Source organism: Cryptosporangium arvum DSM 44712 (assembly GCF_000585375.1).
In the GTDB taxonomy this organism is placed as follows: domain Bacteria; phylum Actinomycetota; class Actinomycetes; order Mycobacteriales; family Cryptosporangiaceae; genus Cryptosporangium; species Cryptosporangium arvum.
In genome coordinates, this window is sequence record NZ_KK073874.1 from 4001004 (window position 1) to 4022457 (window position 21454).

Annotated in this window: 24 protein-coding genes; 17 read left to right on the top strand and 7 right to left on the bottom strand. The window is 72.6% G+C overall.

Translation table 11 applies throughout. The annotated features are described in order from the left end of the window. The first annotated feature begins 81 nt into the window (after positions 1-81). From CRYAR_RS17855 to CRYAR_RS17890, 8 genes are all read left to right on the top strand, one after another. The gene (locus tag CRYAR_RS17855) at positions 82-963 is read left to right on the top strand and encodes a universal stress protein (protein ID WP_035852267.1); all 882 of its coding nucleotides are present in this window, start codon (positions 82-84) and stop codon (positions 961-963) included. 898 nt (positions 964-1861) lie between these two features. Then, the gene (locus tag CRYAR_RS17860; protein WP_035864361.1) at positions 1862-2323 is read left to right on the top strand and encodes a nitroreductase family deazaflavin-dependent oxidoreductase; all 462 of its coding nucleotides are present in this window, start codon (positions 1862-1864) and stop codon (positions 2321-2323) included. Next, positions 2320-2646 (top strand): hypothetical protein, encoded by a 327-nt coding sequence (locus CRYAR_RS17865; RefSeq protein ID WP_063725728.1) that lies wholly within the window; start codon positions 2320-2322, stop codon positions 2644-2646. Before CRYAR_RS17860 ends, CRYAR_RS17865 begins: the two co-directional genes overlap by 4 nt. Continuing rightward, positions 2643-3086, top strand: a complete 444-nt coding sequence (locus CRYAR_RS17870) for a universal stress protein (RefSeq protein WP_035852268.1) — start codon at positions 2643-2645, stop codon at positions 3084-3086. Before CRYAR_RS17865 ends, CRYAR_RS17870 begins: the two co-directional genes overlap by 4 nt. Before the next feature lie 243 nt (positions 3087-3329). Next, complete coding sequence (locus tag CRYAR_RS17875; RefSeq protein ID WP_084701928.1) at positions 3330-4964, top strand: SulP family inorganic anion transporter; 1635 nt, start codon at positions 3330-3332, stop codon at positions 4962-4964. A gap of 171 nt (positions 4965-5135) precedes the next feature. Further along, complete coding sequence (locus CRYAR_RS17880) at positions 5136-5444, top strand: metalloregulator ArsR/SmtB family transcription factor (protein WP_035864384.1); 309 nt, start codon at positions 5136-5138, stop codon at positions 5442-5444. Between the two features lie 132 nt (positions 5445-5576). Next, positions 5577-5909: a beta/gamma crystallin domain-containing protein gene (locus tag CRYAR_RS17885; protein ID WP_035852273.1), complete on the top strand. Its 333-nt coding sequence runs from the start codon at positions 5577-5579 to the stop codon at positions 5907-5909. A gap of 123 nt (positions 5910-6032) precedes the next feature. Continuing rightward, positions 6033-6464, top strand: coding sequence for a hemerythrin domain-containing protein (locus tag CRYAR_RS17890; protein ID WP_035852276.1), 432 nt, complete (start codon positions 6033-6035; stop codon positions 6462-6464). 18 nt (positions 6465-6482) lie between these two features. Here CRYAR_RS17890 and CRYAR_RS17895 read toward each other — a convergent pair whose 3' ends face one another. Then, on the bottom strand, positions 6483-7286 hold the full coding sequence (locus tag CRYAR_RS17895) for an ABC transporter permease (protein ID WP_211247513.1): 804 nt from the start codon (positions 7284-7286) through the stop codon (positions 6483-6485). 41 nt (positions 7287-7327) lie between these two features. Further along, entirely contained in the window at positions 7328-8299 is a 972-nt protein-coding gene (locus CRYAR_RS17900) for a daunorubicin resistance protein DrrA family ABC transporter ATP-binding protein (protein WP_035864411.1), read from the bottom strand. A gap of 77 nt (positions 8300-8376) precedes the next feature. On the opposite strand from CRYAR_RS17900, the gene CRYAR_RS17905 reads away from it, so the two are divergent. Both CRYAR_RS17905 and CRYAR_RS17910 read left to right on the top strand, forming a co-directional pair. Further along, positions 8377-8721: a PadR family transcriptional regulator gene (locus tag CRYAR_RS17905; protein WP_035852278.1), complete on the top strand. Its 345-nt coding sequence runs from the start codon at positions 8377-8379 to the stop codon at positions 8719-8721. Further along, positions 8703-9278: an HAAS signaling domain-containing protein gene (locus CRYAR_RS17910; RefSeq protein ID WP_035852281.1), complete on the top strand. Its 576-nt coding sequence runs from the start codon at positions 8703-8705 to the stop codon at positions 9276-9278. Before CRYAR_RS17905 ends, CRYAR_RS17910 begins: the two co-directional genes overlap by 19 nt. Positions 9279-9308: 30 nt before the next feature. Here the strand turns inward: CRYAR_RS17910 and CRYAR_RS17915 are convergent, their stop codons facing one another. The 4 genes from CRYAR_RS17915 to CRYAR_RS50235 all read right to left on the bottom strand — a co-directional run bounded on the left by CRYAR_RS17915 (position 9309) and on the right by CRYAR_RS50235 (position 12116). Then, complete coding sequence (locus CRYAR_RS17915) at positions 9309-10175, bottom strand: universal stress protein (RefSeq protein WP_035852284.1); 867 nt, start codon at positions 10173-10175, stop codon at positions 9309-9311. A 23-nt stretch (positions 10176-10198) separates the two neighbouring features. Beyond that, the gene (locus CRYAR_RS17920; RefSeq protein WP_035852289.1) at positions 10199-11254 is read right to left on the bottom strand and encodes a 2,3-butanediol dehydrogenase; all 1056 of its coding nucleotides are present in this window, start codon (positions 11252-11254) and stop codon (positions 10199-10201) included. A 104-nt stretch (positions 11255-11358) separates the two neighbouring features. Continuing rightward, entirely contained in the window at positions 11359-11994 is a 636-nt protein-coding gene (locus CRYAR_RS17925) for a hypothetical protein (RefSeq protein ID WP_035852295.1), read from the bottom strand. After that, on the bottom strand, positions 11991-12116 hold the full coding sequence (locus CRYAR_RS50235) for a hypothetical protein (protein ID WP_281174603.1): 126 nt from the start codon (positions 12114-12116) through the stop codon (positions 11991-11993). Before CRYAR_RS50235 ends, CRYAR_RS17925 begins: the two co-directional genes overlap by 4 nt. Before the next feature lie 155 nt (positions 12117-12271). Between CRYAR_RS50235 and CRYAR_RS17930 the strand changes: the two genes are divergently transcribed. From CRYAR_RS17930 to CRYAR_RS17960, 7 genes are all read left to right on the top strand, one after another. Next, positions 12272-13750 carry a wax ester/triacylglycerol synthase domain-containing protein gene (locus CRYAR_RS17930; RefSeq protein ID WP_051570540.1) on the top strand — a complete coding sequence of 493 codons (1479 nt, stop codon included), beginning with the start codon at positions 12272-12274 and terminating at the stop codon, positions 13748-13750. Then, positions 13747-14733, top strand: a complete 987-nt coding sequence (locus CRYAR_RS17935) for an ABC transporter ATP-binding protein (RefSeq protein ID WP_035852298.1) — start codon at positions 13747-13749, stop codon at positions 14731-14733. Before CRYAR_RS17930 ends, CRYAR_RS17935 begins: the two co-directional genes overlap by 4 nt. Before the next feature lie 2 nt (positions 14734-14735). Continuing rightward, positions 14736-15872 carry an ABC transporter permease gene (locus CRYAR_RS17940; protein WP_035852302.1) on the top strand — a complete coding sequence of 379 codons (1137 nt, stop codon included), beginning with the start codon at positions 14736-14738 and terminating at the stop codon, positions 15870-15872. Further along, entirely contained in the window at positions 15869-17017 is a 1149-nt protein-coding gene (locus CRYAR_RS17945) for an ABC transporter permease (protein ID WP_035852304.1), read from the top strand. Before CRYAR_RS17940 ends, CRYAR_RS17945 begins: the two co-directional genes overlap by 4 nt. A gap of 97 nt (positions 17018-17114) precedes the next feature. Continuing rightward, complete coding sequence (locus CRYAR_RS17950) at positions 17115-17951, top strand: universal stress protein (RefSeq protein ID WP_035852307.1); 837 nt, start codon at positions 17115-17117, stop codon at positions 17949-17951. A 156-nt stretch (positions 17952-18107) separates the two neighbouring features. Then, positions 18108-19190, top strand: a complete 1083-nt coding sequence (locus CRYAR_RS48945; protein WP_051570542.1) for a DUF4389 domain-containing protein — start codon at positions 18108-18110, stop codon at positions 19188-19190. Positions 19191-19260: 70 nt separating this feature from the next. Next, positions 19261-19704, top strand: a complete 444-nt coding sequence (locus CRYAR_RS17960) for a pyridoxamine 5'-phosphate oxidase family protein (RefSeq protein WP_035852310.1) — start codon at positions 19261-19263, stop codon at positions 19702-19704. Here the strand turns inward: CRYAR_RS17960 and CRYAR_RS17965 are convergent. Then, complete coding sequence (locus CRYAR_RS17965; RefSeq protein ID WP_051570544.1) at positions 19701-21419, bottom strand: sensor histidine kinase; 1719 nt, start codon at positions 21417-21419, stop codon at positions 19701-19703. The two genes, CRYAR_RS17960 and CRYAR_RS17965, sit on opposite strands and share 4 nt — an antisense overlap. Between the last annotated feature and the right edge of the window lie 35 nt (positions 21420-21454).

Sequence of the window (21454 nt, forward strand, 5' to 3'; positions counted from 1 at the left end):
CGGGACCTTCGGCCGTTTCCGCTCGTCATCCGGCGTTCTAGCGTCGAAGACACGAGAACATCCGAGGGAGGTGCGCACGCCATGACGTACGCAGCGGGAGCCCCGGTCACCGTCGGCGTCGACGGCTCTCCGGCCAGTCTGGACGCTGTGGCCTGGGCGGCGGACGACGCCGGTCGGCGTGGACGTTCGATGCGGCTGGTCTACGTCAACAGCTGGCCGGCCTACACCTACGCGATGTGGCCGGCCTGGGGCCCGCCGGAGAGCCGGGACGGCCAGGAGGCCGGGCGGCTGATCGTCACGGACGCCGCTCGGCACGCCGCGGTGACGGCTCCGGCGACCCGCGTCACGACCGAGGTCGTGGACGGTGGACCGGCGAGTGTTCTCCTCGACCGCGCCGAGCACTCGGCCCTGCTGGTCGTCGGCCGCCGCGGGACCGGCGGGTTTCCGCAGCTGGTGGTGGGGTCGGTCGCGACGCAGGTGGCGATCTACGCCGGCTGCCCGGTGGCGATCGTGCCCGAGCACCCGGCGCCCGCGGCCGGCGACGGTCCCGGCGTCGTGCTGGGAGTCGACGGCAGCGACCAGTGCCAGGCGGCGATCGAGTACGCGTTCACCGAGGCGTCCCTGCGCGGCCGGAAACTGACGGCCGTGCGGTCGTGGTACTGGCCCTCCGACGACCCGGCGATCGTGGAACCGGCCCCGCTGCCGGCCCACCACCTGCTCGAGCAGCAACGGCTGGTCAGCGAAGGGCTCGCCGGCTGGGCGGAGAAGTACCCCGACGTCGAGGTGCGCACCGTGATCGCGCACCACCGGCCGGCGCGGGCGTTGCTGGACGCCGCCGCGGGCGCCGAGATGCTGGTGGTGGGTGCCCGCGGAAGCGGGGGATTCCGCGCGCTGCTGCTGGGATCGGTCGGTGAGACCGTGGCGCGCCACGCGCACTGCCCGGTCGTGATCGTGCGCTCGTGACCGGCCGCCGCCGGACGGAACGGTGCCCTTCCCCTCCGGCGGCCCCGCCCGCCGGAGGGGACGATGAGAACGGCGCGGCGCCGGGCCTGGACGGCTGTTCTCCTCAGAGCGGCGTTCGTCGTTTTCCGCCGGTCGCTTCCGTCGCCGGCGACGTGCGTTCCCTGGAGCCCGGACGGGCGCTCCTGGCGCTCGTCGCTCAGGCTGGCGTCGCTCGGCGCGTACGTGGCTTGCTCCGCGTCCTGGGTGGGCGGATGTCGGTGCTGCGAACGGCTGACCTGACGTTCGCGCGGACCGCGATGTCGGTCACGCTCCCGGGCGGTGGTGTGGTGTCGAGCGCGTACGCCGTGCGGCAGTTCCACCGAGCCGGTGTGAGCAGCGGCGGCGCTCGTGGTCCTGACCGGCCTGCAGTCGGTCGCCACGCTGGTCGTGGCCGAGGCACGGGGGTCGGCGGTCGGCCAGGGTCTGGTGGCGATCGTCGTACTGGCCGTGGTGACCGGTGTCTGGTTCGGGGTGAGATGGGCCGACGCCCACCTGAGCCACCTGACCGGCCCGCCCCGGGTGCCCCGGCCGTCCTGGCGTGATCGTGCCCGCGACGCCGTCGAGGCCGCCCTGCACGCGGCCGCGACGCTGGCCGCGCTCGTCACCGGCGGCTCGACGGCCGCCGCGGCGACCGCGGCGGTACTGACGTACCGGCTGCTGTCGTGCCGGCTGATCGTCGTGATCGGACTGCCGGCGTCGCTGGCGCACTGGAGGTCGCCCGCGGTGGCCCGACAGCGGGAAACCGGGAGGACGAGCACGCCACCCGTCGCTGATCCGCCCGGGAGCTCAGCCGGGACGTTCGACCCTGTCGTGCCACTGCCGTCCGACCTAGCGTCGAAGCAGAGAAGTGGTGATGATCATGACAACCGAGAGGCCTCCGGTGTTCCGGATGACCCGGGCACGTCGGGCCGGCGATTCGCTGATGGGGCCGCTGATCCGGCTGGGGCTCGTCCCGCACTCCTATCTCCTGACCACGCGGGGACGGAAGACCGGGCAGTTCCGCACGACTCCGGTGACCCTGGTCGAGGCCCACGGGCGCCGCTACCTGGTCGCGCCCTACGGCCCGGTGTCCTGGGTGCTGAACACCCGTGCCGCCGGTCGGGTGGGCATCGCCCGGCGCGGGCGCGAAGTGGAGTGCACGGTGCGCGAAGTGCCGCCGGCCGAGGCCGGACCGGTGCTCAAGCAGTACGTGCGGCTGGCCCGGCCGACTCGTCCGTATTTCCGGGCGCGGACGGACGCGCCGGTCGAGGAGTTCGTGGCCGAGGCGGGTCGGCACCCGGTGTTCGAACTCACGGTGCTCGGCGGGGAGCGTTGGCCATGACGAGCGTCATCGCTGAGCCACGGCGGCCGGAGACCTGGGGACACCACCGCCGCTGGCGTGACCTCACCGTGGGGGAGCGCCGGTTCGTGGTGGCCGGGACCGCGCTGGACACCGCACTCAAGGTCGCGATGCTGGTGGACCTGCGTCGCCGGCCGGGGGAGCAGGTGCGGGGACCCACGTGGGCGTGGGCGTCGGCGGCGCTGATCAACTCCGCCGGTGTGATCCCGGCGGCGTACTTCGCCGTCGGCGTCACGCGGAGCGGACGACACGGACTCCGACCGCAGCTCCCCGATCACCGCCAACCGAGGAGACACGACTCATGAACGAGAACGAAGGCCGGATCGTCGTCGGCATCGACGGGTCGGACCCGTCGAAGCAAGCGTTGGCCTGGGCGGTTCGGCAGGCGCGGCTGACCGGCGCGCAGATCGACGCGGTGATCGCGTGGCACCCCGTCGTCGTCTTCGGCTACATGCCGCCGCCCGGCGACTTCGACGTCGAAGGTGCCGCGCGGTCCGCCCTCGCCGACGTGATCGACAAGACCGCGGCCGACGCGGGGGACGTGCCCATCCATCCGCGCGTGATCGAGGGCGCGGCGACCCGGGTCCTCGTCGACGCGGCGCGCGGCGCGCAGCTGCTGGTGGTCGGCAACCGGGGTCACGCGGGGTTCACCGAAGCGCTACTCGGTTCGATCGGCCAGTACTGCGTGCACCACGCGGCCTGCCCGGTGGTCGTGGTCCGGGGTAGCGACGGCGAGGACACGTAGCCTCTCCCGGCGCCCGACGTTCCGGACCACACCCGGCAGCGGCGGATCAGTGCCGAGTTGCATATATTTGCAATTTGCTATTTTCTTAAATCACTAATCCTGCAAGTGCCGTCCCGGCGATCCCGGTGCGTCGGAGCGGAGGACATCGGTGCGGGTCGCGAGGGCAGCACGGTGAATCCGGCCCTGGTGCGGTGCGCCCGCGGTGTACGAGCCGTCCTGCCGGTCGGCGCCGACTTCCGGCTGATGACCCGCAACCCCGGCCGCGACCTGCTGGCCGGGGTGACGGTGGCGGTCGTCGCGCTGCCGCTGGCTCTCGGTTTCGGAGTGTCGTCGGGGTTGGGTGCGGAGGCCGGGATGGTGACGGCGGTGATCGCCGGGAGCCTGGCGGCGCTCCTCGGTGGCTCGAACCTGCAGGTGTCGGGTCCGACCGGCGCGATGACCGTGGTCCTGGTCCCGATCGTCGCCCGCTTCGGACCGAGCGGCGTGCTGCTGGTCGGGTTGATGGCCGGGGCGCTGCTGATCGGCCTCGCGCTGCTGAAGACCGGCCGGTACATGGCGTACGTCCCCGCGCCGGTGGTGGAGGGCTTCACGCTCGGGATCGCCTGCGTGATCGGTTTGCAGCAGGTCCCGAACGCGCTGGGGGTGGAGAAGCCGGACGGCGAGAAGGCGCTGACGATCGCGTGGCGATCCGTGCTCACGTTCGCCGACGCGCCGGACTGGACGGCGCTCGCGCTGTCGGCCGGGGTCGCGGCGGCGATAGTGGCCGGGGCTCGGTGGTGGCCGACCATTCCGTTCTCGATCGTCGCCGTCGCCGCGTCGACGATCGTCGTGGACGTCTTCTCGCTGCGTGACGCAACGCGGATCGGAGCCTTACCGACCGGATTGCCCGCGCCGTCGTTGAGCTTCCTCGACGCGTCGATGGTCGACGACCTGTTCGCGTCGGCGGTCGCGGTGGCGGCGCTGGCCGCGTTGGAGTCGCTGCTGTCGGCGACCGTCGCCGACGGTATGACCGTGGGCCAGAAACACGACCCGGACCGCGAACTGTTCGGCCAGGGTGTGGCGAACCTGGTGGTGCCGTTGTTCGGCGGGGTGCCGGCTACCGCCGCGATCGCCCGCACCGCGGTCAACGTCCGTACCGGTGCGTCGTCCCGGTTGGCGGCGCTGACGCACGCCGCTGTCCTCGGGGTGATCGTGTTCGCCGCCGCTCCACTGGTCTCCCGCATTCCGCTGGCCGCGCTGGCCGGGGTGCTGCTGGCGACGGCGATCCGGATGGTGGAGGTCGGTTCGCTGCGGGCCATGGCCCGCGCGACCCGTTCCGACGCGCTCGTCCTGGTGCTGACCGCCACCGCGACGCTGGTGCTCGATCTGGTGTCCGCGGTGATCGTCGGACTCGTGGTGGCCGGGGCGCTGGCCCTGCGCGCGGTGGCCCGGCAGGCCCGGATCGACCAGGTCGACTTCCGGCCCGATCTGCTCGGCGAACACAGCGACGAGGAACACGCGCTGCTGGCCGAACACATCGTCGCGTACCGCATCGACGGGCCGGTGTTCTTCGCCGTCGCCCACCGGTTCCTGCTCGAACTGTCGGAGGTGTCCGACGTCCGCGTCGTGGTCCTGCGGCTCTCGCGGGTCAGCACCATGGACGCGACCGGCGCACTCGTCCTGAAGGATGCGGTCGAGAAGCTGAACCGGCGAGGCATCACCGTGCTGGCCTCCGGAATCCGACCGGCCCAGCGGCAGGTACTGGACTCCGTCGGAGCGCTGGACCTGCTGGGCCCGGACGGTCACGACCATCGCACCACCCCCGAGGCGATCGCCGCGGCCCGCCGGCTCCTCGAGCAGGACGGGCTCGTGTCGGCCGACGATCGCGACCACCGCTGAGGGGCTGCTCGTCAGGAGACGCCGAAATCTGCAACTCTAGAAGTGATCAGACACCGTCGCGGGCCTCGTCGGGGCCGAGAGCAGGATGGGACGAGAGTGCCGAGCCGGAGCGCGGACGAGACCGCAGGGGAAGGTCGCCGAGAACCTCGGCCCGACCCGCCGCTCTATCAGCTGAAAGCGGAGTTCTTCAAAACGCTCGGCCATCCCGTGCGCATCCGCGTCCTAGAACTGCTCAGCATCCGGCCGCACGCGGTCTCCGAAATGCTTCCGGAGGTCGGTGTCGAGTCAGCGGCGCTCTCCCAGCAACTCGCCGTCCTGCGCCGCGCGAACCTGGTCACCGCGCGGCGCGAAGGATCCGCCGTCTACTACCAGCTCGCGACCGACGACGTCGCCGAACTTCTCCGGGTGGCCCGGGGCATCCTCACCGGTGTGCTGCAGGGACAGATCGAGCTCCTGGCCGGCTTGCGCGCTAGCTCGTAGTAGCAGCCGGCGTGACGCCGCCGATCCGGAACACACAGTGATTTAACAAGCTGACCAGTCCAATGTGCACGGTCAGTTTCCACTGTGATTGGAGCATTCATGAGCCGGAAGTTTCATGGGGGCCGTAACGGGATGCGGAAGCCGACGACCGTCGCGCTGACGATCGTCGCCATGGCGCTCGCGGTCCTGGGCTGGCAGTCGCCCGCTCTGGCCGTCAACGAGGTCGCCTGCGGCACCCGCACCGACCTGGCCAAGGCCTGGGACGTCAGCGGCACCCACTGTTACGCGAACGCCGGAGCCATGTCGATCAACCTCACCAACGTCACGCGGCTCTGCGCGGGGAACAATGTCGTGTCGTGGACGGTCTGGCCCACGGCGACGAGCGCGACGCAGCTCCGCCAGAACCGCTGGCAGTGCAACTACGACGTGCGGTTCGTCAAAGCCACTCGCGTCTCCATTTCGTGAGTGCTGACGGTTCGGGCCCCGGCATCGACCGGGGCCCGAACCGTCGGGGGTAACCGCGATCGGCGTCGCGCTCACCGCGCTCCTACCCGCCCGCTCCTACCCGCCCGCGCCTACACGCCGACGATGAGCCCGGCCGACGTCGCCACCGCACGGCGGCTCTACGCGCAGCACGAGTCGATCCGTCCGCTCGTCGAGCAGGTCCGTGCCGTCGCGGACGCACTCACCCGGCCGGATCCCCGGGTCGAACCCGTCCGGACCCTTCTCGGGCAGTTGCGTCGCGAGTTGTTGCCCCACGAACACGCCGAGGAGGCCGACCTCGTCCCGATCCTCAACCGGACCCTCGGCGGCGCCGACGCCACCGGAGCGATCAGCCGCACCCATGCGGAGATCGAGCAGTACGTCGTCCGGCTGGGGCGAGCCCTCGATGCCATCACCACTACCGAGAACCTCGCCGACCTGCAGCGTCTCCTGTATGGCCTCTACGCGATCCTGCGTCTGCACAACGCCCAGGAGGAGGAGGCGGCCTTCAGCCTCGTCCCCGGACCGGCACCGTAGGACGCCGCCCGGCGCGGGTCACGCGGCCGTGGTGTGCCGGTACCTCCGCACCGCCGCGGTCACCGCGACCGCGAGCAGCCCGCCGACGCAGGCGAGAGCCTGACCGGCGTGGGCGGCGGTGGGACCGCCGAGGCACAGTGCCCGGAGGGCGTCGACGGTGAGGGTGATCGGGTTGACCGACGCGAAGGCCCGCAGCCAACCAGGGAAGGTGGCGATCGGGACGAACGTGGAGCTGGTGAAGACGAGCGGGACGGCCACGAGCAGCCCACCGACGCCGGCCGATTCCGGGTCGTGGACGAGCAGGCCCAGCAGGGCGAAGATCCACGAGAAGGCGACACCGACGCCGAGCGCGAGACCGAGCGCGGCGAGTGCCGCGGCCGGGCCGGCGTGGAACCGGAATCCGATCGCGGTGGCGACGCCGGTCATGAGCGCGAGGACGAACAGGTTACGGGCGGCGTCGGCCACGGTGCGGCCGATCAGTACGGCGGAGCGGGCCATGGGCAGGACCCGGAACCGGTCGATCATTCCGGTGGCGAGGTCCTCGGCGACGGCGACACCGGTCTGGGAGGCGCCGAAGGCGAGTGACAGCACCCAGATGCCCGGTAGCGCGTAGTCGATGTAACGGGTGACGCCGGGTGGGTGGACGGCGCCGCCCCAGGCGTAGGTGAACAACAGCACAAAAAGGACCGGCTGCACGGTCGCGAACGCGATCAGGGTCGGCACTCGCACCAGGCGGCGCAGGTTGCGACCGGTGACGGTGGCGACGTTCGCCGCCAGCCACCCCGCGCCGCGCATCGGGCCGACCACGACTGCCTCCGTCACGACTGCCTCCGTCACGACTGCCTCCGTCATGGCTGCCTCCGTCATTGCGGCCTCCGGTCGGCCGGGCCCCCGGGGCCGGTGAGGGTGAAGAAGACCTCGTCGAGGGTCGGACGGCGCAGAGCGACGTCGCTGATCCGGAGATCGGCGGCGGCCAGCCGGGTGGCGACCCCGAGCAGGGCACCGGGGCCGTCGGCGACGGGGAGGAGTACCCGTTCGGTGCCGGCGTCGATGACCGGCGGGCCGGTACCGAGGTCGCACACCGCGGCGGCCAGTGCCCGCGGGTCCGCGCCGGGCAACGTCCGGAGTTCCAGGCGGTCCCCACCGACCTGACGTTTGAGTTCCTCTGGGCTGCCGGTGGCGATCGCGCGGCCCCGGTGCAGAACCAGGATCCGCGTGGCGAGCCGGTCGGCCTCCTCCAGGTATTGCGTGGTCAGCAGCAGGCTCGTGCCGCTGCTGCGCAGTTCGTCGAGCAGCCGCCAGAGTTCGGTCCGGCCACGTGGGTCCAGGCCGGTGGTCGGCTCGTCGAGGAAGAGCACCGCGGGTGCGGCGACCAGGCTCGCCGCCACGTCCAACCGTCGGCGCGTTCCCCCGGAGAGGGTGCGGGCGGTCCGGCCGGAAGCCGACCCCAGGTCGAAGGTCTCCAGCAAGTGGTCGGCGCGCCGTTTCGCGTCGGTTCGGGACAGCCCGGACAGGCGGCCGATCATGCGGAGGTTCTCCCGCCCGGTCAGGTGGGCGTCCACGGCGACGTACTGTCCCGAGACCCCGATCAGCCGGCGGATCTGCCCCGGGGCGTCACGCACGTCGTGCCCCAGGATCCGGGCGGTCCCGGCGTCGGGCCGTAGCAGCGTCGTCAAGATCCGTACCGCGGTGCTCTTCCCGGCTCCGTTCGGACCGAGTAGCCCCAGGACTTCACCGATCGGCACGTGCACGTCGAGTCCGTCCAGCGCCCGCACCGTGCCGAACCGTTTGACCAGCCCGTGAGCCTCGATCGCCGACCGTTCGGTCACGGCCATCACCCCGCATAGATAGGTTAGCTACCTATTGGCGGAACAGTAGCATAGCTATCTATCCGGCCTCTAGACTCAGAGTTGTGAAGGCCGACGCGCAGGTACTCAAAGGACACCTCGACGTGCTGCTGCTCGCCACGCTGGACGAAGGACCCCGGCACGGGTACGCGATCAGGGACGAGCTCCGGCAGCGCAGTGACGGCCGGTTCGACCTGCCCACCGGCACCATCTATCCGGCCCTGCACCGCCTGGAAGCCGCCGGCCTGATCACCGGTTCGTGGTCGCGGGCCGAGGGCCGGAGGCGGCGCTCCTACCAGCTCACCGCCGCCGGGCAGCAGCGTCTGCACACCGAACGCGGCGGCTGGCGCGAGTTCGCCGCCACCGTCACCGCCGTTCTGGACCGCGAGCCGTGGCCGGCCACCCCCTGATCGGCCGGTACCTGCGCCAGCTCTCCGATCGGCTCCCCGCCGACACCGTGGACGAGCTGGCCGACGGGCTGCACGAAACGTGGACCCATTTCCTCGAACGCGGAGACGACGCCGAGGCCGCCGCGCGCGCCGCGATCGCCGAGTTCGGTACTCCGGCCCAGGTCGTCGACGCGTTCGTGGCCGACGCGCCCGGGCGCCGGACCGCCCGGGCTCTGCTGGCCACCGGCCCGCTCGTCGGCGCGTGCTGGGCCGCCTGTCTCATCGAGGCGCGGGCCTGGACCTGGCCGATCCCCACCGGCGTGCGGGCCGGCTACGCGGCCGCCGTCGTCACCGTCGTGATCTGCCTGCTGATCGCCGCGAGCAGCCGCCACGGCTACCGCCGTACCCGGCTGGGCGACGTGGGCGCCGCTGCTCTGGTCCCGCTCGACCTGGTCATGATCGCCGCCGTCGCGCTGGCGGGATCCACGTTCGTCTGGCCCGTGATCGTCGCCGTCCCCGCCAGCGTGATCCGCATCCTGCTGATCACGCGCGCGCTCCCCGGGCGCGCGGCCCGCTGACGGGTCGGTGCCCGGGCGACCCGTGCGGCTTCAGCCGGTGGTGCGGTGCGCGGCCACGAGCACCGGCCGGTGCGCATGGTGCAGCGTGGCCATCGCGACGCTGCCGAGGAACATCTCGCGCACCGTGGACCGGCCTCGCGATCCGACGACGATCACCGCGGCGCCCGCCGCGCGGGCCGCCTCGCTCAGGGCTTCGGCGACGACCCGGCCCTGCGGTCCGATCCGGCCGGGGAGGGCGAGCGTGGTCACGTCGGCGTCGCCGGGGAGCTCCGGAGCGTCGGCGTCGACCTCGCCCACGGAGACCAGGACGAACTGACGGGACGGGAAGATCGTCCGGGCCGCGGCGAGCGCCTCGGCGGCTCCGGTGGAACCGTCCCAGCCGACCACGACGGGCCCGTCGGTGAGCGCGTCGTACTCGGCGGAGAGCAGCGGCTGCGGGATCACGAGCGCCGGGCCGGGTGCGTAGTGGACGACCACGTCCGAGACGCTGCCGAGGAACGCCCGGGTTCCGCCCAGACCGCGGGAGCCCACGACGACCAGGTCGGCGTCGAGTTCCTCGGCGAGCTGGGCGAGTTCGAGGCCGTTGCCACCGTAGGCCGCTTCGAGACGGGCCTCGGCGTCCCAGCCGGCCGCGCGCGCGAGGTGGATTCCGGTGGAGATCAGCCGGGTGGCTTCCCGGCTGCCCTCCCGCTCGACCGCGGCCCGGAAGGCGTCGATGTTCTTCGCCCCGGCCCACAGCCGGTTGCGCATCTCGTCGCTGGCGAACGGCGGTGTCCAGACGTAGGCCAGCGTCGCGTGTGCCCCGGGGAACAGTCGTGCACCGGCGTCGATCGCTGCGTTCGCAGCCGGCGAGCCGTCGTAACCGAGCAGTACTCGAAGGGCGGCGGGATCGCTCACGGGGACTCCGTTCGTGGGGCCGATTACGGGTGTACCAGGATTTTGACCGCGGTGTCGTTGTGATTGATCAGCGTGTCGATGCCCTTCTCGAGCAGTTCGTCCAACTGAATACGCGCGGTGATGAACGGGGCGAGGTCGACCTTGCCGTCCTGCACGAGCTTGATCGTGGCGGGGTGGTCGTTGACGTAGGCGATCGTGCCCCGGAGGTCGATCTCCTTCAGGACGACCTTCTGCATGTCGATCGTGGCAGGCGCGCCCCAGATCGACACGTTGACGACGACACCCGCCGGTTTGACCGCGTCGAACAGCTGGTCGAGGACGGCGTTGACGCTGGTGCATTCGAACGCGACGTCGGCGCCCACTCCGCCGGTGAGTTCCCGGACGCGGGCCACGACGTCCTCGGCGGCGGGGTCGAGAACGTGGTCGGCGACCCCGGTGGTGCGCGCCATGGTCTTCCGGGCGTCGCTGAGCTCCGAGATGATGACGGTCAGGCCTTCGGCCTTGAGGACGGCGGCCAGCAGCAGTCCGATCGGTCCGGCACCGCCGACGAAGGCGACGTCCCCGGCCCGGGCGCCGCTGCGCACGAACGCGTGATGGCCGACCGCGAGCGGTTCGATGAGCGCGGCCTGGTCGAGCGGGATGTCGCCGACGGGGTGGACCCACCGCTCGTCGACGACGACCTTCTCGCTCAGCCCCCCACCTCCACCGGCCAGGCCGATGAAGCCCATCCGGGTGCAGAGGTTGTAGTTGCCGGCGGCGCAGGGGGCACAGTCCCCGCAGACGACGTAGGGCTCGACCACTACGCTGTCGCCGACCTCGAGGCCGGTGACCCCCTCACCGAGGGCGGTGACCGTGCCGGAGAACTCGTGTCCCATGGTGACGGGCTGGGCCTCGCCGGTCAGCGGGTGCGGATGACCGGCGGGCGGGATGAAGATCGGTCCTTCGAGGTACTCGTGCAGGTCCGTCCCGCAGATGCCGCACCAGGCGACGTCGATCGCGACCGCGCCGGGCCGCAGCTCCGGCGCCGGAACGTCGTCGATGGTGATGGTCTTGCGGTCGTGGAAGATCGCTGCCTTCACGGTGGTGCCCTCCAGGTGGGTGACGGACCGAGGAGTCCTGTCCAGGACGCTAGGTCGCCGGTGGCCGCGGCAGTAGGGACCTTGTACCCGCCCGGCCCGGGCGCCTACAACGCGTCGGGTGGGCGCAGGACGGGCGCCGGACGGGTCAGAGTGACGCCGGCGACGATCAGCCAGGCGGCGAAGGCCGCTTCGGTGATCGCGGTGAACACCGGCCCGATGAGCCAGGGATAGGCGCCGACGAGTTGCAGCGCCCCGGCCGCCACGCCGGCGACGGCCCACGTCGCCGGGTGCCTCGTCGAGAGCCCGAGCACGACGAGCGCGGCGCCGACGAGCAGGGACACCAGGTGCGCTCCGCCGTAGTACAGGGAGATCGTCAACGCCAGGGTCGCGGGGGCGTCGAGGTCGATGCCGTAGACGGGGTAGACGAGGCGCCCCTGGACGACGGCCAGTACCAGGATCACCGGTACCGCGGTGGCGAGCGCCGCGCAGCCGATCCCGGCCCACGGCTTGGCCGACCCGTGGAGACGCTGGTGGAGCGCGAGGGCCAGCGGAATGAGCAGGACGGCCCCCAGGGCCATCGTCTCGTTCGTCAGCGCCAGCGGAAGGTGGTGCGAATCCACCCAGGACGGTAGTCGCGCCCGGTCGGACGGCGGCTCGCCGACGACGAGGTCCAGTCCAGCTTTGACCAGGAAGAGCGCGCCGCTGACGACACCGCAGATCCCGCCGGGGGACGTGGTCACGGTCGGCTCACCGCCGCGGCCGGGCGCCGGGGGGATCGGCGTCCGGGGCGTTCCGGGTAGCCGACCCGGACCGTGGCCAGCACCTCGAGTGGTCCTAACGCTCTGGTCCGGGTCGTTGTCATGGCGATCTCCTCTGATCACGTACCGACACCTCGAGACTTCATCCGTCCCACCTGTCCCCGGCAGGGTCGTGTGGTGCGGTGTGTCCGGGTCGAAGGTCCCGAGGTCGTGACCTTCGGATCTACGACGCGGCGCTCGGCGGTGGTGCGCTGGGACCATGGACAGGCTGCGATCCGCCGACGTGATCAACCTGGCGGCGGAGGCCCCCGGGGTGCCGATGCACATGACGGTGGTGGCGGTCCTCGACGGGGCCGCGCTCTGCGACTCGGCCGGGCGTCTCCGGCTGGACGCCATCCGGCGGACAGTGTCGGCCGGGGTCGAGGCGGTGCCGCGGCTCCGGCAGGTGCTGCACGAGCCCGGCCGTTTCGCCGGGCGGCCGCTCTGGGTCGACGCGGCGAGCTTCGACGTCGTGAAGCACGTCGGCCGGATCGGGGTGCCGTCGTCGTCGGGCGAGGACGCGCTGCTGGAGGTGGCGGCCCGCGTTCTCGTGCGCCCCCTCGACCGGCGGCGGCCGCTGTGGCGGATGGTGTTCGTGACCGGGCTCGGGGATCACCGGATCGGGCTGATCGTCGTGGTCCACCACGTGGTCGCGGACGGCCTCGCCGCGACCGCGCTGCTGCTCTCGCTACTGGATCGCCCCCTCCTGCCGGACGACGGCCGTGCCCCGGTCGCGCCGGAGGCTCCGGTCGCGCCGGAGGCTTCAGGGACCCCGGTCGCAGCGGGCGAACCGGTCGCTGCGGGCGAACCGGTCGCGCGGCCGGGTTGGGGTGCGCTGGTGCTCGACAACGCGCGGGGCGGGTTCGGGAACGCGCGGCACGCGCTCGCGTCCGTGCGGCACGTTCGTGCCGCCGGGATCCGCGCCGCGCTGCGGCCGATGGTCGCCCGTGCTCCCGGTCCCCGCCCGGCGTCGCTGAATCGGCCCGTCGGACCACATCGCGGGGTCGGCGTCGTCCGTTTCGATCTCGCAGAGGCCGCACGGGTCGCTCACGCCCACGGCGGGACCGTCAACGACCTGGTCCTCGGACTGACGAGCGGCGGCCTCCGGGCGCTGCTGGTCGAACGTGGTGAGGACGTCGGCCGTCTCGTCGTCACCGCCTCGGTCGCGGTGTCGCTGCGCGACCGGGGCCGCGACGGCGATGTCGGCAACCGCACCGGGGCGTACCTCGTCGACCTCCCGGTCGGTGTCCGCGACCCGGGGGAGCGGCTCCGGTGCGTGGCGGCCCGAACCGCGGCGGTGAAGGCCGCCCAGCCGTCGTCGGCGGCGACCGCGTTCCTCGCGGTGCTGTCGCGGGTGGGGGTGGCGCGCTGGTTCAGCGTGCACCAGCACCTGGTGCACGTCGTCGAGAGTGATCTGACCGGTCCGACCGGGCCGGTCACCGTGTTCGGCGCCCCGGTGCTGGGGCTGATCCCGATCGGATCGCTGGCCGGCAACGTGCCGGTCTCGGTGCTCGCGCTGTCCTACGCCGGCCGGCTCGTCGTCGCGATCCAGACCGACACCGACGCGGTCCCGGACGCGGACACCCTCCTCGACGGTCTCCGTGCGGAGTGGGCGGCGCTGCGCGGGACGAACGACTCTAGGCCCGGCGCGGTCGGCGCGGGATCCTTGGGCAAACGGTCCGAAGGAGGCGCCGGATGACGTCGCCGGATGTCGTCGCGGAAACGACGAGGAGCGCGCCGGCCGGCCGGCCGGTGCTGCGCTGCCACGAGTTGCGTAAGAGCTTCGACGGGACGGCCGCGGTGGACGGCCTGTCGTTCACGGTCGCGCCGGGGGAGACGTACGGCCTGCTGGGTCCCAACGGCGCCGGGAAGACCACGACGATCCTGATGGTCGCCGGCGTCCTGGCGGCCGACCGGGGTGAGATCGAGGTCGGCGGGCAGCCGATGACGGTCCGTTCGGTCCGCGCCAAGCGCGCGATCGGCTACGTCCCGCAGGAGACCGCGCTCTACCCGGAGCTCACGGGGCGGGAGAACCTGCGCTTCTTCGCCGGGTTGTACGGTCTCGGCCGGGCCGCCGGCCGCGCGCGGGTGGAGGACGTGCTGGGCGTCGTCGGGCTGGCCGAGAAGGCGAGCGCGGCGGTCAAGACGTACTCCGGTGGTATGCAGCGGCGGCTCAACATCGCCGTCGGGCTACTGCACCAGCCAGAATTACTCATTCTGGACGAGCCGACGGTCGGCGTCGACCCGCAGAGCCGCAACGCGATCCTGGAGAGCATCGAAGCGCTCAGCGCCGCCGGCATGGCCGTGCTTTACACCACGCACTACATGGAGGAGGCCGAACGGCTCTGCGACCGCGTCGGCATCATCGACCGCGGGACGCTCGTCGCGGAGGGAACCACCCGTGAGCTGACCGGCCTGGTCGGCGAATCGGACCGTGTCCGGCTGGCCGCCACCGGCAACCTCGCGGCCGCGGCCGACGCGCTGCGGGAGCTCCCGACCACGCGCACCGTGACGGTCGGCCCGGACGGCCTCGACGTCCTGGACGCCGATGCGCGCACCGCGCTGCCCGGCCTGCTGGCCGCCGCCGCGCGTGCCGGTGCGGTGGTGCGTTCGGTCGCGGTCGAGGAGCCCGACCTCGAGGCCGTGTTCCTGCACCTGACCGGCAGCCGGCTGCGGGACTGACGATGCGACCGGTACTCCTGATCGTCGGTAAGGATCTACGCGAACGTCTCCGCGACCGCTCGCTGTTCCTGTTCGCGTTCGTCGTCCCGCTGCTGCTGGCGTTCGTCTACGACCTCGTGCTCGGGAAGGCGTCCGATCCGGATCCGTTCCGCTACGCCGTCGTCGATCTCGACGGTGGACCGGTCGCCGCCGCCTTCGCCGACGACGTCCTGGGCGCACTCGTCGACGACGACGTCGTGACCGTGCGCCGGGTGGCCACCACCGATGCGGCGCGGACACTGGCCCGGGACGGGGACATCGACGCCGCGTTCGTCCTTCCCGCCGGGTTCAGTGCGCGCGTCCCGACGCGGGACCCGGCCGGCATCGACGTGATCGGCAACGTCGATGCGCCCACCGGCACCCAGGTCGCCACGGCGATCGCGGACGCGTACGCCGGACAGCTGAACGCGGTGCGGGTGACCGTCGCCGCGGGCGGCGATCCGCGCGTGGCGGAGCAGGCGGCCCCGCTCACGGTGGTCGGCGGTCCGGCGTCGAGGAAAGTGCTGGATCAGACGACGTACATGGCCGCCGCGATGGCGATCCTCTTTCTGTTCTTCACCGTTCAGGCCGGGCTGTCGTCGGTGATCGACGAACGGTCGGCCGGCACGCTGCGCCGGATCCTCGCGCTGCCGGTACCCCGCTGGACCGTGCTGGCCGCCAAGGCGGTGACCAGCATCGTCATCGGTGTCGTCGGCATGGGCGTGCTCGTCGTCGCCTCGTCGCTCCTGATGGGAGCCGACTGGGGCGACCCGGTCGGCGTCGCGCTGCTGGTCGTCGGCGGTGTGCTCGCCGCCACCGGCGTCACGGCCGCGGTCGTCGCGACCGCGCGGACCGCGGAGCAGGCCGGGAGCCGACAGGCCGTGGTCGCGATCCTGTTCGGCCTGCTCGGTGGGGTGTTCTTCCCGGTCGGCCAACTGGGTGGTGCGGTCACGACGCTGAGCCTGGTGACGCCGCACGCCTGGTTCCTGCGCGGGCTCGGAGAACTCGCCGGGGGCGGCGGTGCGACGGCCGCGCTGCCGTCGGCCGGAGTCCTGACGGTGTTCGGGGTCGTCACCGGAGCGATCGCGCTCGTCGGTCTGCGCCGGGAGGTGGCGCCGTGAAAGCGCTCGTGATCGCCGGGACGAACCTCCGCCGGATGTTCCGCGACCGGACGACGATCTTCTTCGTCGGGGTGTTCCCGCTGCTGCTGATCCTCGTCCTGGGACTGGCCTACGGCGGTGCCAGCGAACCCCGCGTCGGGGTGAGCGTGGCCGGGTCCGGGCCGCTCGCGGAGGAACTGGAGCGGCGGCTCCGCGGCGCGGACGGGCTGGACGTCCGGACCGGCGACAGCGCCGACGCCGTGGTGCGTGCGGTGGAACGGGGACAGCTGGAGGCCGGTGTCCTCGTACCGGCCGGCTACGACCGGGACGTCGCCGCCGGTCGAACCGTGACCGTGCGGGTGATCGTGCCACCGGGGCTGGCCGGTCAGCAGACCCAGGCGTCGCTCCGCGCGGTGGTGGGCCTCGAATCCGACCGGCTGCGCGCGGCCCAGGCCCTGGACGTTCCGTTGTCCGAGGCCGTCGTGCGCGTCGATGAAGCACAGCGGTCGGTGCCGGGTGTCCCGGTGCGGACCCGCACCGAGGGCGACGCCGCGTTCGGCACGAGCACCGGCCGCTTCGACGTCGGAGCGAGCTCGCAGCTCGTGCTGTTCGTGTTCGTCACCTCGATGAACGGTGCGGCCGCGCTGATCGAGACCCGCCGCTTGGGCGTGTCCCGGCGCATGCTCACGACGGCGACGTCGGCCGGGACGATCGTCACCGGAGAGGCGCTCGGCCGGTTCGCCGTCGCGGCCGCACAGGGCGCGATCATCATGGCCGGTTCCGCGCTGTTGTTCGGCGTGCGCTGGGGCGATCCGGTCGCGTCGGTGCTGTTGATGCTGGTGTTCGCGTTGTTCGCGGCCGGAGCCGGAATGCTCCTGGGCACGCTCGCGCGGAGCGTCCAGCAGGCCACCGCGGTCGGTCTGCTCGCCGGGCTCGGGCTGGCCGCGCTCGGCGGCGCGATGATGCCGTTGGAGTTCTTCTCCCCGGTGATGCGGCTGGTCGCGCACGGAACGCCGCACGGCTGGGCCGTCGAAGGCTTCGGCACGCTGCTGCGTCACGGCGGCACGCTCGTGGACGTCCTGCCCCAGCTGGGCGTCCTGGCCGGTGGCGCCGCCGGGGTGTTCACGCTCGCCGCGTGGCGATTCCGCGCGATTCTGACCCGTTGAGAGCGACGGCGGCGGGTCCCCTCGGGTCGGGACCTCCGCCTCTGCCGCCGGGACGGCACGCGCCCGACGATCGGGAGAGACGACGGGGAGGTGTGCCGTGACGATCGACGGTGCGACGGAACGGGGAGCGGTCCAGGAGCGCGAAGCTCGGGGCGCCGTGGTGGTCGGTATCGACGGTTCACCCGGCGGTACCCGGGCACTCGACTGGGCCGCGCGGGAAGCCGCCGCCCGCGGTGCGCGGCTGCACGTCGTGGTGGCCGAGGCGGAACCGTCCGCGCGGGGCGCCGGACAGGGTGAACTCGACCGCGCGGCGATCCGGTGCCGCACCACCGCTCCCGGCCTGCCGGTCACCGGGACGGTCCGGCCCGACTCCCCGGCCGCGGCGTTACTCGCGGTGGCCGCCGACGCCCAGTTGCTGGTGGTCGGGCGGAGCGGTCGGGGCGGCCGGGTCGGCACGCATCTGGCGTCGGTTCCGGCCGCGGTACTGCGGTTCGCGGGGTGCCCGGTCGCGGTCGTCGCGGGTGGACGAACCGGCCGGCCGCCGGAATGGGCCGGTGAGGTCGTCGTCGGGATCGACGGCTCGGCGGCCGACCGGCCGGTGCTGGCCGCGGCGTTCGGCGAAGCGGGCGCGCGCCGAGGGCGGTTGACGATCGCGCACGCGGCCACCGTGGGCGCCCACACGGACGGCGCCGCCACCGCGCGGGCGCTCGTGGACGCCGCGATCGGCGAATGGTCGCCGCGGCATCCGTCGGTGGAGGTCGCCGGGCGCGTCGTGCACGACGCACCCGTGCGCGCGCTCGACGGTCTGTCCACCGGTGCGGCGCTGCTGGTGCTCGGCGCGGTCGGCCGGAACGCGATCCCGTCGGAGCTGCTCGGCGCCGTGCCGCGGGCGCTGGCCGGGCAGGCGGCCTGCCCGGTACTCGTCGTGCGCTGAGCGGAGCCGCGGCCGAGCACGGATTCGCAGGACATGGCCTAAGTCCCGCCACGACGGGTCTTTCCGGCCTGGGGTGGTGCGGGCCGGAGGGCCAGTCTGGAGTGCGGGGAAGGGTTGCACCCTTTCGCCGCCCTCCCCGCTCGAAGGGAGGGCCTCATGCGTACCCGACAGACCGTGCTGCTGATCTTCGGGGTTCTGAGCCTGGTCGTGACGCTCGTGCTGCTGGCGATCGCCGGACCGTTGCTCTGGGCGCACGCCACCCGACGCGACGCGGACGGCTTCTACGTCCTGCCGTCGCAGCGGCTGGCGTCGCCGACGGTCGCGATCACGTCGGAGCCGATGGCGATCTTCGCCCACATGCACGGCGGCTACGCCGACCGCATGACCGACCGGCTCGGTACGGTCCGGGTGACCGCCGACGATCTCGGCGGCCACGACGTCTTCCTCGGCATCGCCCGGACGGCGGACGTGACCGCGTACCTGAGCCCGGCGTCCTACGACGTGGTGTCCGGCGTCTACGGCGGGCGGGCCGACTACCGACGGCACGACGGCGCCGGAGCGCTGTCGGGAACGCCCGCCGAGCAGGCCTTCTGGGTCGCCTCGGCCGACGGAGCGGGACGCCGGACGCTCACCTGGAGCGTCCGGCCCGGTGACTGGACGCTCGTCGTGATGAACTCCGACGCGAACCCGGGCGTCGACGTCGACGCGCGCGCCGGTCTGCGGACGGACGCCCTGCTGCCGGCCGGCGGCTGGTTTCTGGGTGCCGCTCTGGTCAGCGCGCTCCTGGCCGCCGGGTTGCTCGTCGGAGCGGTTGCCGGGGTGAGCCACGAGCCCGGTCCGGCGCCGGGAACCGGCACCCCGGGCGCCTACCCGGTGCGGGTCGACGCGCGGCTCGACCAGCCGCTCCACCGTGGTCTGTGGCTCGTGAAGTGGCTCCTGGCGATTCCGCACTTCGTCGTGCTGGCGTTCCTCTGGCTCGCGTTCGGCCTTCTCACGGTGGTGGCCTGGGTCAGCATCCTGCTCACCGGCCGCTACCCGAAGGGCGTTTTCGCGTTCAACGTCGGCGTGCTGCGGTGGCACTGGCGCGTCGTCTACTACGCGATGACGCTCGGCACCGACGAGTACCCGCCGTTCCGCCTGGACACCGGCGGCACCGACCCGGGCAGCGTGTCGGTGCTCCCACCGGCGCCGCCGGCGGCACCCGCCCCCGCGACGGGCGACGAGCTGGCCCGCATCTGACACACCACCGCTCCCGGAGCCGCGTCCGCCCGATCGGGCGCGGTTCCCTCCTTTCCCGGAGGGGATCACCATGGCCGCCGACTTCCAGACCCACGTGCACGACCACGCCGGAGCCGGCGTGCTGGAGACCGAACAATGCCTTGCGCTGGTACGCGGCGAACGGCTCGGCCGGGTGGGGTTCGTCCGCGCCGGGACGGTCGAGGTGCTTCCGGTCAACTACGTCCTGCTCGGCACGACGATCGCGTTCAAGTCCGGATACGGATCGAAGCTCGGCGCGGCCCTGGACGGGGCGCCGATCACGTTCGAGGTGGACGGCGTCGGATACACCGGCGCGCTGCCGCTCGGCTGGAGCGTCGTCGTGAAAGGCACGGCCGGTTTCCTGGCCGACGACGAGCGCACGGCGCTGCTGCTCGCCGGGGCTCCGCTGCCGTCGCTGCCGTCCGCGGCGGCGACCGGCCGCTGGATCGTGATCCGGGCCGAGGAGATCACCGGCCGCACGGTGCCGTTCACCTAGGCGAGCGGTGCCGTCCAGGACAGGCAGGTGCCGTTCGGCAGAGCGGGCGCGACCAGGAACGTCCCGCCGTGGCGTTCGGCGCGCGCACGCAGATCGGCCAGGCCGCTGCGGTCGTCGGTGGGACCCGTTCCGATGCCGTCGTCCCGGACCTCGAGCGTGATCTCGGCGCGGCGGCCCGCCTGGGCGTCCTTGGCGGTGATCCCGACCTCGACCCGGGTGGCGTGCGCGTGCCGGGCGGCGTTGCTCAGCGCCTCCCGGAGCACCGCGAGCAGGTCCGCGCCGAGGGAAGTCCCCGGGCCGCCGAGGAGCGCGTCGATCGGGCCGGAGAACCGGAGGCCGGGGGAGAAGCCCAGTGCTCCGGCGGCGTCGTTCACCAGGTCGAGGATCTCGGCCCGCAACCCACCGGTGCGGGGGCCGGTCTGCTCGAGCGCGAAGATGCTGCTCCGGATCTGGCTGATCGTGTCGTCGAGCTGCTCGACGACACCGACCAACTCGCGGGACAGCGCGCGGTCCGGTATCCGCGCCGCCGCGCCGTGCAGCGTGAGCCCGGCCGCGAACAGCCGCTGGATGACGTGGTCGTGTAGACCTTCGGCGATGCGCCGGCGTTCCTCGACCATGCCCATCCGTTCCTGGTCGGCCCGGGCGTCGGCGAGTTCGAGCCCGACGGAGGCCTGGGCGGCGAATCCGGCCGCCATGTCCAGGTCCTCGGAGGAGAACGCCGGGCGTCCCGGATGGCGGATCACGGCGAGCACGCCGTTGGTCCGTCCGGAGCCGGTCAGCGGGACGAACAGCATCGGGCCGGCGCTGACGTCATCGGCGATGGCCGAGCGCGGGAGGTCCGGGTGGTCGGCCGGATCCCGGAACCGGAGCGGCTGCCCGGTGGTGAAGACGTGTCCGCACAGCGAGCCGTCCGCGGCCACGTTCCGGCCGGTCACCTGATCCGCGGTTCCGCCGACGGCGACTTCCACGCGCAGCGTGGAGCGGGACTGATCCTCCGGGAGGAACAACGCGACCAGATCGGCGTCGGACAACCGCCGGGTGTTCTCGGCGATCATCCGGAGTGCGTCCCGGGTGCCGGGCGCGAGCAATCGTTGCGTGACCGCTGCGGACGCGTCGAGCCACTCGCCGCGACGGCGGGTGGACTCGAAGTGGCGGGCGTTGTCGATCGCCACCGCCGCGGTGGCGGCGAGCGCGCGGGCCAGTTCCTCGTCCTCGGCGCTGAATCGGCCGTGCACGCTGTCGGTCAGGTAGAGGTTGCCGAACACTTCGTCGCGGATGCGGATCGGGACGCCGAGGAAGTTCTCCATCGGCGGGTGCCCGGGCGGGAAACCGGACGAGCGGACGTCGTCGTCGAGCCGGTCGAGCCGGATCGGCCGGGGATCGTCGATCAGAGCACCGAGTAGCCCCTTGCCGGTCGGCAGGTCACCGATCGTGGTGACGGTGTCGGCGGGCATGCCCACGTGGACGAACTCGACCAGGCCTCCGGCCGGCGTCAGCACGCCCAGCGCGGCGTAGCGGGCGTCGAGCAGTTCGCGGGCCGCTTCGACCACGTGACGCAGCACGGCCGGTAGCGCGAGGTCGGTGACGATCAGCTGGTTGGCGCGGAGCAGACCGCGCAGCCGCCCCTGCGCGCCCATGACCTCGGTGGCGCGCTCGATCAGTTGGGCGAGGAGCTGATCGAGCTCCAGCCGGGGCAGATCCGGGAAGTGAAGCATCGGTTCTGCTTCTCGCGCCACGCTGTCCTCCAGGG